This is a genomic window from Streptococcus sp. Marseille-Q5855 (assembly GCF_946901985.1).
In the GTDB taxonomy this organism is placed as follows: domain Bacteria; phylum Bacillota; class Bacilli; order Lactobacillales; family Streptococcaceae; genus Streptococcus.
This window is the reverse complement of sequence record NZ_CAMPPR010000010.1, coordinates 1-14,100: the sequence shown is the minus strand read 5'-3', so window position 1 is coordinate 14,100 and position 14,100 is coordinate 1. Positions and strand designations below refer to the sequence as shown.

At 41.2% G+C, this 14,100-nt stretch carries 12 protein-coding genes; all 12 read right to left on the bottom strand.

Annotated features, from left to right (window positions below; translation table 11 throughout):
- Nucleotides 1–3: 3 nt before the first annotated feature.
- Nucleotides 4–273 (bottom strand): DUF1294 domain-containing protein, encoded by a 270-nt coding sequence (locus OC529_RS11350; protein ID WP_261025314.1) that lies wholly within the window; start codon nucleotides 271–273, stop codon nucleotides 4–6.
- On the bottom strand, nucleotides 270–1,307 hold the full coding sequence (leuB, locus tag OC529_RS11345) for a 3-isopropylmalate dehydrogenase (protein WP_262082209.1): 1,038 nt from the start codon (nucleotides 1,305–1,307) through the stop codon (nucleotides 270–272). Before leuB ends, OC529_RS11350 begins: the two co-directional genes overlap by 4 nt.
- 11 nt (nucleotides 1,308–1,318) lie before the next feature.
- Entirely contained in the window at nucleotides 1,319–2,881 is a 1,563-nt protein-coding gene (locus OC529_RS11340) for a 2-isopropylmalate synthase (RefSeq protein ID WP_262082208.1), read from the bottom strand.
- Nucleotides 2,882–3,194: 313 nt separating this feature from the next.
- A complete protein-coding gene (locus OC529_RS11335; RefSeq protein ID WP_262082207.1) occupies nucleotides 3,195–3,851 on the bottom strand; it encodes an MmcQ/YjbR family DNA-binding protein in 657 nt (218 codons plus the stop codon).
- 43 nt (nucleotides 3,852–3,894) lie between these two features.
- Nucleotides 3,895–4,527 carry a copper homeostasis protein CutC gene (locus OC529_RS11330; protein WP_262082206.1) on the bottom strand — a complete coding sequence of 211 codons (633 nt, stop codon included), beginning with the start codon at nucleotides 4,525–4,527 and terminating at the stop codon, nucleotides 3,895–3,897.
- 90 nt (nucleotides 4,528–4,617) lie between these two features.
- Complete coding sequence (locus OC529_RS11325) at nucleotides 4,618–4,977, bottom strand: YbaN family protein (RefSeq protein WP_119919762.1); 360 nt, start codon at nucleotides 4,975–4,977, stop codon at nucleotides 4,618–4,620.
- A 105-nt stretch (nucleotides 4,978–5,082) separates the two neighbouring features.
- The gene (gene topA, locus OC529_RS11320; protein ID WP_262082205.1) at nucleotides 5,083–7,170 is read right to left on the bottom strand and encodes a type I DNA topoisomerase; all 2,088 of its coding nucleotides are present in this window, start codon (nucleotides 7,168–7,170) and stop codon (nucleotides 5,083–5,085) included.
- Between the two features lie 165 nt (nucleotides 7,171–7,335).
- Nucleotides 7,336–8,379 (bottom strand): TIGR00341 family protein, encoded by a 1,044-nt coding sequence (locus tag OC529_RS11315; RefSeq protein WP_050083959.1) that lies wholly within the window; start codon nucleotides 8,377–8,379, stop codon nucleotides 7,336–7,338.
- Between the two features lie 68 nt (nucleotides 8,380–8,447).
- Nucleotides 8,448–8,600 (bottom strand): hypothetical protein, encoded by a 153-nt coding sequence (locus OC529_RS11310; protein WP_262082204.1) that lies wholly within the window; start codon nucleotides 8,598–8,600, stop codon nucleotides 8,448–8,450.
- A gap of 594 nt (nucleotides 8,601–9,194) precedes the next feature.
- A complete protein-coding gene (dprA, locus tag OC529_RS11305; RefSeq protein WP_262082203.1) occupies nucleotides 9,195–10,043 on the bottom strand; it encodes a DNA-processing protein DprA in 849 nt (282 codons plus the stop codon).
- A gap of 211 nt (nucleotides 10,044–10,254) precedes the next feature.
- Entirely contained in the window at nucleotides 10,255–13,575 is a 3,321-nt protein-coding gene (locus OC529_RS11300) for a DUF1542 domain-containing protein (RefSeq protein WP_262082202.1), read from the bottom strand.
- Nucleotides 13,576–13,807: 232 nt separating this feature from the next.
- Complete coding sequence (locus tag OC529_RS11295; protein ID WP_262082201.1) at nucleotides 13,808–14,023, bottom strand: YSIRK-type signal peptide-containing protein; 216 nt, start codon at nucleotides 14,021–14,023, stop codon at nucleotides 13,808–13,810.
- Between the last annotated feature and the right edge of the window lie 77 nt (nucleotides 14,024–14,100).

Below are 14,100 nucleotides of genomic sequence, written 5' to 3'. Positions count from 1 at the left end.
CCATTACCTCCAAATAAAATATAAGGCTACTAGTGTGGACACCATCCCAAGAAACCAAACTGTTTTAAAATACCATTTTCGAGTCTTGTGGTGAAAGATGATTCCTGCTAGCCAGGCACCAAAACCACCACAAGTAAAGGCTAAAATAAGTAAGATTTTCTCAGGGATGCGCCAAACTCTTCTCCTTGCCTTAGATTTGTCAATACCATAAATCAAGAAAACCATGACATTCCAAATCAAAAGGACTAGAGTAATTTTTTCGTCTAACTTCATAACCTTGCAATAATAGCTTCTGTCATTTCCTTGGTCGAAGCCTGTCCACCTATATCTCTCGTTAAAACGCCAGCCGCTAAACTAGCTTCAACAGCACGCTCAATACGCTCTGCATCCTCAAAATGTCCAAAACTATCTCTCAGCATCATGGCCACTGATAAAATCATGGAAATAGGATTGGCAATTCCTTGACCTGCAATATCAGGCGCTGAACCGTGAATAGGTTCATAGAGACTTGGTCCATTTTCAGAATGACTGGCTGATGGCATGACCCCAAGTGTACCAGGTAGGACACTTGATTCATCAGATAAAATATCTCCAAAAAGATTCTCCGTCACGACGACATCAAACTTAGCAGGATTGGTAATCATGAGCATGGCAGCTGAGTCCACTAACTGGTGTTCCAAGGTCACATCTGGGAAATCCTGTGCGACCTTCTCAGCTACTTTCCGCCAGAGTTTTGAGGTCGCTAACACATTTTGCTTATCGATGCTGGTAAGGATTTTTCTGCGATTTCTTGCGATTTCAAAGGCCTTGCGAATAATCCGCTCCACTTCCTCATAGCTATAGTCGTTGATATCACGCGCTTTGCGCTCTTCAAGGATATGATCTCCAAAGTAAATCCCGCCTGTCAACTCACGCACCACGACAAAGTCTACACCAGCAATTCGTTCCGATTTGAGTGGTGACAAATGCTTGAGACTGTCAAATATTTTTACAGGGCGAATATTAGCATAGAGATTGAGTTCCTTACGAAGAGCCAGCAGGCCTTGTTCAGGGCGAATCACTGCTCCATCATACTGAGGACTACCGATAGCCGCTAGGAGAATAGCATCTGCTTCCCTACTTGCCTTGAGGGTTTCATCAGGTAAGGGATGCCCTGCAGCATCAATACCTGCACCTCCAAAAAGGCGTCTGTCTATTTCATAGTCAAAACCTGTTTTTTCAGCTAGAGCCTCCAGAACTTCTAAACCAGCCTCCATGATTTCTGGGCCAATTCCGTCCCCTGCTAGAGCTACTATTTTCTTTGTCATAGCCTTCTCCTTTACACACTAGGCATATCGCGGTAAGAAACACTGCGTCCCATTTCACCAGCATTCTCTTTTTGAACAAAGGTATTGGCATTGATATAGGCAATTGCTGAAGCCTTCAACACATCGAAATCAAGCCCTGCTGCATTAAAGATAGTTTCTGTATCTCTATTTTCAACAGTGACCAAGACCCGAGCTTGGGCATCAATTCCATCTGTCACCGCGTCAATAGTGTAAGACACCAAGCGGACGGATTGGTTAAAGAACTTATCGATAGCGTTAAAGATTGCTTCAACGGAACCTTGCCCTGTCGCATTAAATTCGACTTTTTCACCATCCATATTGGCTAGGCTAACGAGTGCTTCAATGTCATTATCTGCATGGGTTTGCAGTTGTAAATCATCAAAGTGGAAGCCTTCTGGGTTTTCAACCATGCTTCCAGCTACCAGAGCACGAATATCTGCATCTGTGATTTCTTGTTTCTTGTCGGCCAGTGCCTTGAACTTAGCAAAGAGTGGTTTGATGTCCTCTTCTGTAAAGTCTAGGGCCAATTCTCTTAGTTTCTCGACAAAGGCATGGCGACCAGACAATTTTCCAAGCGGAAGACTATTACTCTTAACACCGACCAATTCAGGGGTGATAATCTCATAAGTAAGAGGATTTTTAAGAACTCCATCTTGGTGAATACCAGATTCGTGAGAGAAGGCATTGCCACCAACGACGGCCTTGTTTTTAGGAACTGGAATTCCTGAGAAGCGAGAAACCATTTCTGACGTATTGATGGTTTCATTTAAAACAATACTAGTTTCTGCTTGATAGTAATCTTGGCGAATATTGAGAGCAACTGCTATTTCTTCCAAAGCAGCATTTCCAGCTCTCTCCCCAATACCGTTGATAGTTCCTTCGACACGTCCTGCCCCATTCTTGACGGCAGCAAGGCTATTAGCCACTGCCATTCCAAGATCATCATGACAGTGAGGTGAATAGATGATCTGACGATCTGTCTTGACGTTCTCAATCAAGTATTTGAAGATAGCGCCGTACTCCTCTGGTGTGGTAAATCCTACCGTATCAGGAATATTGATATAAGACGCCCCTGCATCAACCGCTGTTTGAACAACTTGCAAGAGGAAATCCAACTCTGTTCTAGTCGCATCTTCAGGAGAGAATTCGACAATCTCAAACTTAGAACGGGCATAAGAAACATGCTCACTGATTGCTTCCAAAATCTCTTCCTTGCTCTTATTGAGCTTGTACTTGCGATGAATCGGACTGGTAGCGATAAAGACGTGAACCTGTGGATACTTGGCATCCTTGAGGGCCTCATAACAAGCATCAATATCAGACTTGACCGAACGTGCCAAACCAGTCACCGCCGTTTTCTTCAAGGCCTTAGCAATCTCCTGCACTGCTGTGAATGAATCAGGACTCGCCGCCGGAAAACCAGCTTCTATGGCTGAAATGCCCCATTTCTCCAGCTGCCTTGCTATGGCAATTTTTTCTTTGATTGAAAAGTTAACACCGGGTGTCTGCTCTCCATCCCGAAGGCTGGTATCTAGAAATTCAACTGTTCGCATAAGATTTCCCCTTTTCCAAATGTGATTTTAAAAAAACATCTCGCTCAGAAACCCAAGCGAGATGTTGATTTACTCCCGCTTGGTAAGCCAAACAGGACTAATGCTTTTTGCACTAGCCCGAGTACCTCAACAACAAAGCAAATTGATTAAACTTAGCTGTTCTCATGTTTGACTTTCTCCTTCGTTTGATATCTTGTTAAGTATTTTAGCATAGGCAAAAGCACTTGTCAAGAAAAAATCAAATATTTTCTGAAAATTTCTTCAGTATAGAATATTTAGCTAATTGAAAGTTATTGAAAATCCTTGAAATGTTTCATTTTTTAGAAGTTAAGTTCCAACTTTTTTCTATCAATTCCAGTACCATTTCATCTGACAACGTATCATCAAAAGCCACACTAATCCAGTAGCGTTTGTTCATATGAAAAGCTGGATAGATGCCCTTTTGTGAAAGCAAGTCCGCTACTTGGTCGTGTTTGAGATTGACTGCTTCGACTAAACCTTCTCTGCCCTTTTCCGGCTTATCCCAAGAGATTTTCATCAAGACGGCATACCATTTTTGATTGCCTTCATGTCTTAAGACTGCCGTATCAGGCGATTTCTCCCACAAATACTCCAACTGATTGCCATACTTTTCCTGAACCTGAACCATGATACGCTTAGTCTGAGGACAAATAAAATCTTGTATCTCAAAACAAGCCTTCCGAATCTGGTAGAGAATCTCCAAACAAGCCTCACGAACACTTGCAACAAAACTTCCTGTCATACTTTCCATATGAACTTGAGGATAGAGGTCGCCCGTTTCCTGGTCAAAGACTTGAAAACTCACATTATCAGCAGTGATGGATACAATCATGACAAAGTCACCCTGCAAAATCTGGCAACTATAGGTCCAGACTCCACTATTTTCTACAAAACCAAAAGCTTTAGCCTTTTCGTGATTAAACTGATAGGATTTAAAAATTTCAAACATAAGTGAAAACTGCTACCAAAAGCTAGCAGTTCCTTTCTATTTTTTAAAAGACAACCTTGGTTCCATGCAATTGTGTTACACCCAGCTGGTCGATAAAAGTTTGACGGTTGTCCAAGTCAATCCCTCCACCTGGTAGAATTTCAATTTTACCTTTAGCGTGCTCCAAAATTCTGTGATAATGGGCGAAACGTTTCTCTAGTGAATCGCCAGACACACCAGCACGAGTTAAGATACGAGTGACTCCAGCTTGGCTGAGCCAGTCAATGGCTTCCAGTTGATCATTATCACTCAATTCATCAAAGGCCATGTGAAAGACAATTTCCATTCCTTTTGAAGCCTCAATTAGCTTCTCCAGATTAGGCTTATCCAACTTCTTCTCACCAGTTAAAGCCCCAAATACAACTCCTTGACTTCCAGCCTGAGCAGTCAAACGAATGTCTTCTAGCATGATAGCAATTTCCATATCATTATAGACAAAGTCGCCACCACGAGGACGAATCATGGTCATAATAGTCGTATCGTATTTAGTTGCCAGTTCAACCGCTGCCTTGGTCACTCCATAGCTGGGGGTTGTTCCACCAACTGCTAGATTGTCACAAAGTTCGATCCGACGAGCTCCAGCCTCCATCGCTTTTTCAAGCAAGGTCACATTTTCAGCACAAAATTCATAAATCATTTGATTCTCCTTGAGTATTACTTTGAATTTATTATATCATATTGTTGTGAATATGCTTTCATTTATATCAAGGAAAATAGTTACTATTTCTTATTCTTTGTCCGGAATGACTTTGAAGAGATAATAAGTGATAAAGATGGTCAAAGCTCCCAGACCGATTTTGACCGGCAAAAGAGGAGCAAAGTAAATGGAAATTCCCATCAAGATGTAGATAGATACAATGATTTTTTTCTTACGTTCACGCGCAATAGACTTTGTTTCTCGAAAATCAGCTACATAGCTCTGATAGAGCTTGGTATGATAAAGCCAATCTTCGAAGCGCTTGGAACTTCTGGAGAAACAAGCAATAGACAACAAAAGGAAAGGCGTTGTCGGCAACAAGGGTAAGACAACCCCAACAATAGCCAAGGCTAGTGATAAAAAACCAATTATCAGATAGATAAGACGCATAACTTCTCCTAGTTAAAATAATCTTCTTCTAGTTTCGCATAAAATGATGAATTTTGTCAAGTACTAATCAAAAAGAGCCTGAAATTCACTTTCAGGACTCTCTTCTTATTTAATCTTTTCTTCTTCGTAGTCACCCTTGCTACAAACAACCTGCTTACCGCCACCACGGACTTTTTTCTCCATGAGGAAGTTGCCACATTTTGGACAGTCACGCCCAACAGGCTTGTCCCAAGAGGTAAATTCACATTCTGGATAGCGATTGCAACCATAGAAGAGGCGGTTACGTTTGGTTTTACGCTCAATGATTTGTCCCAGATGACAACTTGGACACTCAACACCAATCTCTTTCACGATTGCTTGGGTATGACGGCAATCTGGGAAATTGCTACAAGCGTAGAACTTACCAAATCGACCAAGTTTAATGACCATGGGACTGCCACACTCTTCACAGTCAAATCCAGCTGGTTCATCCTTGATTTGGATTTTCTCCATTTCTTCTTCAGCCTTGGCGACCTCTTTAGAGAATGGTTTATAAAAAGCATCAATGACCCGTTGCCACTGCTCTTTTCCCACTTCGACATCATCCAGCTTGCCTTCCATTTCAGCTGTAAAGGTCACGTTTACGATATCTGGGAAATATTCAACGATGAGCTTGTTAACAATTTCTCCCAACTCTGTCGGTTCAAAACGTTTGGCTGCAAGGCGAACATAATAACGTTTCTGAATGGTTTCAATGGTTGGCGCGTAGGTTGACGGACGTCCAACCCCATTTTCCTCCAAGGTCTTGATCAGTGTCGCTTCAGAATAGCGAGCAGGCGGTTGAGTGAAATGTTGCTCTGGTTTGCTATTAACCTGCTTAACCACATCTCCAACAGCCATATCTGGTAACATCTTATTCTTATCAGAATCATTGTAAATGGCAAGATAACCATCAAACTTAACCTGACTACCATTGGCAGCAAATTGAACTCCATTTTGAGACAATTTAACAGCCATAGTATCAAAGACAGCAGCTGTCATCTGACTCGCTACAAAACGATTCCAAATAAGAGTATAAAGCTTGAGCTGATCCTTATCCAGATACTTAGCAATACTTTCCGGTGTGTTAAAGACACTAGACGGGCGAATAGCCTCGTGGGCATCCTGAGCACCTGATGCATTTTTGACCTTGCTACCATGCTTAGAATACTTGCTACCAAAACGGTCCGTAATGAAACTTGCTACTTCGTTCTGTGCCACTGGACTGATACGAGTCGAATCGGTACGCATATAGGTAATCAAACCTTGCACACCAGAACCGATATTGATCCCTTCATAGAGCTGTTGGGCAACCATCATGGTCTTTCGAGTACGGAAGTTAATTTTATTGGCAGCATCCATCTGCATAGATGAAGTAGTATAGGGTAATGGAGCATTGCGTTTGCGCTCTTTCTTATCTACCTGATCCACTGAAAAGTCTTTACTGGTCAGACGAGACAAGACTTCCTTGACCTCATCATTGCTAGTCAGTTTCAACTTTTTGCCGTCTACTCCATAGAAGGAAGCCTGAAATTGCTTGGTTCCCTTTTTAAAGACAGCATCAATTGTCCAGTATTCTTCTGGCTGGAAGGCATTGATTTCATTCTCACGATCAATGATTAACTTAAGCGCAATAGACTGAACGCGACCTGCTGACAAGCCCTTCTTGACCTTTTTCCACAAAATAGGCGAAATCGAATAGCCTACCAAGCGGTCTAGGACACGACGAGCCTGTTGGGCATCGACCAAGTCCATATCAATCTTGCGAGGTTCTTTAAAAGCATTTTTGACCGCATCCTTGGTGATTTCATTGAAGACCACACGGTTGGCATCATTTTCATCCAAATTGAGAATATGGGCCAAATGCCAAGAAATCGCTTCTCCTTCACGGTCCGGGTCACTTGCGAGAAAGACTTTATTAGCTTTTTTGGCTTCTTTTTTCAAGTCATTGATAAGAGGACCTTTTCCTCGGATATTGATATATTGCGGTTCATAATTATTTTCAATATCGACGGACATACTGGATTTCTTCAAATCACGTATATGCCCGACACTGGCTAAAACCTTGTAGTTTCTGCCTAGATATTTTTCAATCGTTTTCGCCTTAGCAGGCGACTCCACGATGACTAGATTTTTTTTAACTGTTGATTTTTTCTTTTTTGTTGCCGTAGCCACAGTATCACACCTTTTCAAAGTAATAAACTTTATAAAGTGTAAACCATTTTGCCATAACTGTCAAGACTTAGCTACTATAATAGAAGAAAAGTTTATACTTAAGACCACAATCTTCCTTTGATATACATAGAAGACTCACGAGAAAAACCAGCTATTCTCAAGAAATTATTGTTCCTCAGACTCTGTATCAAATTTATTAGCCTTTTCCTTTTCTTTTGCTTCCTTATCCTTGATATACTGAAAGAAATACTCTACCAGTTCTTCCTTGCTAAGTTGTTCTGAATCAGACAATTGGGAAACTTGAACAGAAACATCACTTAAACCATAGTCCCCCCTCTTACTGGAAATCATATCAAGCTCTTCTTCTGTCAAATAATTTCCTGAAATGGTTAGCTTTAGGGTATGAGTCTTTTTAGAATAGGTTTTTTTCAAAATATTATGCCCCTGAAACTGCTCTGATATAAATTTATTAAGAGACTCTTTTTTCAACGTTTCTCTGACTAAAGTCGTTGCAGAGATGAAACTCGGAATCATCAGCAAAACAGCAACTAAAAGCAAAATCCTGCGCATTTTAGAGTCTTCTTCATTATCTCTAAAATAGTGCTTCTTAACCATCATCAACCTAACACCTATATAAGTCGCAATGACAATAAAGCTACAATTGATGAGGAATAGGTAAGAGGAGCCTATGATAAATTTTAGATTAGCAGAAGCAATAGCATAACCTACTGTACAAAGAGGAGGCATCAAGGCAGTTGCAATCGCGACACCAGGGACAATATTATTGGTCTCTTTTTTCCTAGCACCAATAATACCTGCTATCCCTCCTACAAAAGCAATGAGAACATCCCAAATGGTCGGAGAGGTTCTAGCAACAATCTCCGAACTAGCATACGAAATGGGAGAAAGATAAAAATAAAGTGTTGAAGCTATTAAACTGGCAAGAATTTGAATAGCTAATATTTTAAAAGATTTTCTTAACAATTTAAAATCAAATATAGCTAGAGAGAGCCCCACTCCCAGAATAGGTGTCATCAAAGGAGAGATTAACATGGCTCCAATAATCACGGGAGTCGAATCCATATTTAATCCGATAGAGGCGATAAGCATGGCACATAGTAAAATCGCTAAATCACTTCTGGAAAGTTCTAATTCTTCATATATTTTATTTCTAAATTCTACCAACGAATACAGTTTATTATTTGTCACAAATATCTTCCTTTCCTAGCTAACTAGTCGCTAATACTCTTCGAAAATCTCTTCAAACCACGTCAGCTTCACCTTGCCGTATAGATGTTACTGACTTCGTCAGTTCTATCTGCAACCTCAAAACAGTGTTTTGAGCTGACTTCGTCAGTCTTACCTACAACCTCAAAGCAGTGCTTTGAGCAACCTGCGGCTAGCTTCCTAGTTTGCTCTTTGATTTTCATTGAGTATAAAATCCTAACAAACTCAATACTTTAGTAGTCTGATATGCCAATCTCATGAGGTCTTTTTATCATTTTCCATCATATCCTGACGCAAATGTCTACTGCTATCTCTCATCAGCTTCATTTCTAGTAAATGAAAATCAAACTCGGAAGCTCACCGTAGATTGCTCAAAACACAACAAGGCAAAGCTGAGCTGATTTAAAAAGATTTCCGAAAAGTATCATCATCAATTTCAGATCATTTTTTATAATAACCATTTTATTTTTATCTGTCAAGGTCTTTGAATTCTTTCTTAAACAAGCCTTGTAATCTCTACTTTTGAAGAATTTATTTTTCCTTAGCGACAAGATTTTAGATGATAAGCCTCCCTAACAGTAAGCTGACCAAGATTAGTCGCAAGCAACTCTCCTTTCTCAATTACACTAAATTACTTTCCTTCCTATGGGAAAAGTCCTCCACTCTACTTCCCCACTTAGAAAAAACGCATAATATCAAGTGATGAAAAAACTGATACTATGCATTTTATTGTGGGGATATTTACTTCATTTTATCTTGAAATTGATTTTTTCTCAGAATTCTAGCTTAGGTCATTTTTAAAATTCAAATTCTGCAAGAACATCCTTCCCACTTGTAACCAATTTTGCTCCTTCTTGAATCAAATGATGGCAACCGTCTGATAGTCCATCTAAAATGCTACCAGGTATAGCAAAGACATCGCGCCCTTCCTCCATTGCTCTCTCACAGGTAATGAGACTACCTGAGCGCATCTTGGCCTCTGCTACAATCACACCACGGCAAAGTCCAGCAATAATGCGATTACGGGCAGGAAAATGAAATTTCAGAGGTTGTTCACCAGGTCCATACTCACTGAGAATCAGATGATCATTGCCGATGTGGTCTTGCAAGCGTTTATTGGCTTTAGGATAAAACACATCCAGTCCTGTTCCAATCACTGCAATGGTTTTTCCGCCATTCTGGAGAGCTGCCATATGAGCTGCTGTGTCAATGCCCTTGGCTAATCCACTGACGATAACCAGTTCATTTTCCAAGCCTTGAATAATTTTTTCAACTGACTTAGCTCCCTGTTTGCTACAAGCACGACTACCCACAACCGCTACTTTTGGAAATTTCAAGAGATCCAGATTGCCCTTGTAAAATAAAAGCACAGGTGCATCATAAATTTCACTCAAATCCCAAGGATAACAGTCATCTAAAATAGAGAAAGATGGAAACTTTTGAAACTCCTTCTCCAAATGCGCATCGTTTATCTGAAAATAACGTTCCATAAAAACAGCTGGATTTCGGCAACCTGATATATCTGCAATATCACCCAACAAAAGTTCTTGATCAACACTTTCACCGTATTCTAGGACTGTCAAAATCTGTTGATTGGTCAAACCTGATTTTTTCAACTTATAAATTTCATAGTTTGTGATTTTCATAAATGTCTCCATTTCTTTTTCTACTCATCTATTTATTCGTAAAAAAATCAAAAAACATCCGACTATTTGTAATCCCCCAATAATGAAGTATATTGAAAAATCTCCAGACTAGAGAACTCATTGACGGTTCCTAATCTGGAGATTTTATTATTTCCTCATCATAGCTACAAAGCTACTCACTCAGTTCCTGAAAGTAGTGTTTTCTTCAAAACTAGACTTCTTCTTTGAGTTGACTGAGAACAGTCTTGATTTCAGAAATTAGTTCTGCTTCTTTTTGAGAATCTTTTTGATGGCTATCTACAAAGAGTCGTGCTTCATCAGCTAATTTCTTAGCCTTGTTTAGAACTTTTTTATCCTTGTCGCTAGCCTCTAGCTCAACTACAAGCTGGTGCAATTCTCTTGAAAGCTTATCTAGTTGAGAGGATTTTTTACGAGCTACTGCAAAGAGGAGAGCTCCTAGAAGAGAAAGAACTGCAGCTCCTAAGACACCATATAGAGGGACTTCTGTCTCATTTTTAGCTCCCTTGGTACTTTCTGCTTCCTTATTTGAGTTTGACGTAGACGGACTCTTATCAGCTGATGTGCCAGCTTGTAGAGAATTGAGAGCTTCTCTAACTTTGGCAAGGAGTTCCGCTAATTCTTTAGCTGTTAAGGAGTCATTAGCAAGAGCTGCTTGCGCCTCTCTCAAGATACGCTGCGCTTCCTCCAGTGCTTCAGGAGATAGAGCTGCTAGACCTTGCAAGCGACGTTCCAAATCTTCTACCAGAGTCTGAAGTTCTGACTTATCCACAGCCGATGGATTTGTACCTGTTTGGGAATTCCCTACAAATTCTACACTTCTACGAGAGCGGCGCGGAGGAGTTCTTCGATTTCTTGTGGAAGCTGGTGTTTGGCTACCATCCTTGTCCTCTGGATTTTCTACTTGATCTGATGGACGAGTCTGATCCTTATCTTGATTAGACTGTCTTCTAGCATTAGCTCTACCAAGGGCTTGACCCAGAGCCAGATCTATACTAGATAAAGCATCTTGAAGAGCTTGATCGATTTCAGCTTGTGTTTTAGCTTGGTCAATACTATTAAGTGCATCTTGAAGAGATTTCCTTATTTGATTCTTAGCCTCCTCTTTTTCAAATAGAGAGAGGTTGTCATCGCCATTAATAAGAGCTAGGGTATCAGTAGCTTTTTGTTCAGCTGTTTGTTTAGCTGCCTTATTCGCTTCAGCTGTTGGAGTGATTTGACTTAGCTCAGTATCAAGCGCTTGGTTGGCAGCCTCAATATCTCTTTGGTTGCCTGCCGCATCAATTGCTTTCTTGGCTTTATCAAGTGCTGCATTAACCTTATCAATTGCCGCATTCTTCTCTTCATCTGTCAGATGTCGAATACCATTAAAGCTTTCTCTCTTAGCCTGTGCTTTTTGTTCAGCTGTTTGTTTAGCTGCCTTATTCGCTTCAGCTGTTGGAGTGATTTGACTTAGCTCAGTATCAAGCGCTTGGTTGGCAGCCTCAATATCTCTTTGGTTGCCTGCCGCATCAATTGCTTTCTTGGCTTTATCAAGTGCTGCATTAACCTTATCAATTGCCGCATTCTTCTCTTCATCTGTCAGATGTCGAATACCATTAAAGCTTTCTCTCTTAGCCTGTGCTTTTTGTTCAGCTGTTTGTTTAGCTGCCTTATTCGCTTCAGCTGTTGGAGTGATTTGACTTAGCTCAGTATCAAGCGCTTGGTTGGCAGCCTCAATATCTCTTTGGTTGCCTGCCGCATCAATTGCTTTCTTGGCTTTATCAAGTGCTGCATTAACCTTATCAATTGCCGCATTCTTCTCTTCATCTGTCAGATGTCGAATACCATTAAAGCTTTCTCTCTTAGCCTGTGCTTTTTGTTCAGCTGTTTGTTTAGCTGCCTTATTCGCTTCAGCTGTTGGAGTGATTTGACTTAGCTCAGTATCAAGCGCTTGGTTGGCAGCCTCAATATCTCTTTGGTTGCCTGCCGCATCAATTGCTTTCTTGGCTTTATCAAGTGCTGCATTAACCTTATCAATTGCCGCATTCTTCTCTTCATCTGTCAGATGTCGAATACCATTAAAGCTTTCTCTCTTAGCCTGTGCTTTTTGTTCAGCTGTTTGTTTAGCCCCATCCCTATCAATCGGATTGGTCGGCGTGATAGAAGCATCAGAAAGAGGTGAAATAACGTCTTCGCTGATTGGATTATTTGTATTTTGCCAAACGTAAGCAGTAACCAAGCGCAAGGGTTGATCACCTATGGTTTCTTTTAGATATCGAGGAGGAGTAATATACCCCGTTCCGTTACCACTTATTAGTGTCCACGCAACGATGTCATAATTTTTTGCTGAAGTTGCGACTCCATTAAAGTTATCATTGGTTCCGCCTCGAACCAATAACACTCTCAACTGACCCTTAGAAGGAATATTTTTTGAATCTACTGAACCATTTGGTGGTAGAGGTATTTTCACTTTTAATACAGGCCTGTCGTTCCCCTTAGCTTTGGCTTTACCCTCCACATCTTGTTGAGCTGTATTCCCTGTACCTAATGGAGATAAATCAAATTCCGCTTTTGGAAGCTGGTATCTAACTTGCAGTATTCTACTCTCAACATGTCCACTAGATAAGGTTACTACCGGTTTTACATTGTATAGTCCGTAAATTTCTTTTGGCGTCTTACCTTTAACTGTTATAAGTGCTCTCTTTTTGTCACGAGAATAAGTTACAGTGGTCTCCGCCCATTTATTACCATTCTTATCTCTATCTGGAAATTCTGTTAATGCAAACTCACGAATACTTCCATTTTGTACGGTAGCAATAAACTTCAGCGGTGCGTCAGTTAAATCTGTACTATTCAATAATGTTACACTATCTTTTCCACTACCGTCCGAATGCGTCAATATTCTCTCATTCCCTGGGCTTCCAGTAGCCAGCCCATAGACAAGTCCAGAAACACTTCTACGGCTCCTAGTTTTTGCAGCTCCCTCTGCACCTTTCTTTAGGTGACTAGCCTTTTTATACTCCTCAAGTGCAGCATTAAAGATAGCATCGTCTACAAGTCCATCTTCCTGCGTCTGTAATGCTTCATTGAGCTTATCATAGGCTTCCTTGAGTTTTTGGACTTGTTCTGGATTTCCAGTGCTGGTCTTCAGTTCTTGGAAGAGTTTATGGATGTTTTCTAATAGAGGGTAGCTACCTGGACCATTTGTGTAGTCTGTAGCCTCCTCCACTGTTTCCTTCTTTTCTTGACTTTCTGTTGACACTGGTGCTGGCGTGGCAGGAGGGGTTAGCGGCCCCCTACCACGTCGCCCCCGTCTAGGAGTCGGGCTTGCTTCACTCTGAGTCACACTTCTTCCCTCTCCAAGCTGAGCTGGGGAAGTGACTCCACCTGCCATAGCCTTGTTGACCTCCTCAGTCAACTCCCTCATGCTTTGAATCTGGGCATTGACCTCCTCTTGACTGGAGTTTGGATTTTCAAGAACAGCTTTAGCTCTTTCTAGACCTGCTTCTACACGAGCGTGAAGTTCTTTCATAGAGTCCAGTGTTAAATTGGCAAGCAAGGCTTGCAGACTGGTTTGTGCAGACTCGGCAAGTGACTTATCTACAGTAGGACGACTTGTCTCTGCTTGGCTTTCCTTCTTGCCTTCTTCGCTATCTTTTACTAGAGACTGGTTTTCATCTGATGCCTCTTGAGGCTTTTGATTGCCTTGGCTAGATTGCTCGGGTTCACTAGGGGCTGTGGCAGGACTTTCTTCACTTAGCTCTCTAGATACCCCCCGAGGAATCGCTTACAAGGGCGCTGGTTTTAGTCGTTCCACTCTCTGTCGCTGGGGAAATCTCAGGCGTTTGTGCCTGTACTGTCCCGTTGGCAAAAAACATCAGCGCCGCAACGGCAACACTAGCAGCACCGAAGTGGTACTTCCTTATCGAATAACGAAAAACCTTTTCCCCTTTATGATCTTCTTTATGCTTTTGTTTCATTCTTTCTTCCTTTTTCTATTTGATTTCTTCTGTATAGTCTAGTGCGATCCAGCCCCTGCCAGACTTCAGCAAGCCCC

Coding starts and splice junctions, on each gene's coding strand:
- OC529_RS11300 (WP_262082202.1), bottom strand. CDS start 13,575: ATGAAAGAACTTCACGCTCGTGTAGAAGCAGGTCTAGAAAGAGCTAAA.
- OC529_RS11350 (WP_261025314.1), bottom strand. CDS start 273: ATGAAGTTAGACGAAAAAATTACTCTAGTCCTTTTGATTTGGAATGTC.
- OC529_RS11330 (WP_262082206.1), bottom strand. CDS start 4,527: ATGATTTATGAATTTTGTGCTGAAAATGTGACCTTGCTTGAAAAAGCG.
- OC529_RS11340 (WP_262082208.1), bottom strand. CDS start 2,881: ATGCGAACAGTTGAATTTCTAGATACCAGCCTTCGGGATGGAGAGCAG.
- dprA (WP_262082203.1), bottom strand. CDS start 10,043: ATGAAAATCACAAACTATGAAATTTATAAGTTGAAAAAATCAGGTTTG.
- OC529_RS11310 (WP_262082204.1), bottom strand. CDS start 8,600: ATGAAAATCAAAGAGCAAACTAGGAAGCTAGCCGCAGGTTGCTCAAAG.
- leuB (WP_262082209.1), bottom strand. CDS start 1,307: ATGACAAAGAAAATAGTAGCTCTAGCAGGGGACGGAATTGGCCCAGAA.
- OC529_RS11335 (WP_262082207.1), bottom strand. CDS start 3,851: ATGTTTGAAATTTTTAAATCCTATCAGTTTAATCACGAAAAGGCTAAA.
- OC529_RS11295 (WP_262082201.1), bottom strand. CDS start 14,023: ATGAAACAAAAGCATAAAGAAGATCATAAAGGGGAAAAGGTTTTTCGT.
- OC529_RS11325 (WP_119919762.1), bottom strand. CDS start 4,977: ATGCGTCTTATCTATCTGATAATTGGTTTTTTATCACTAGCCTTGGCT.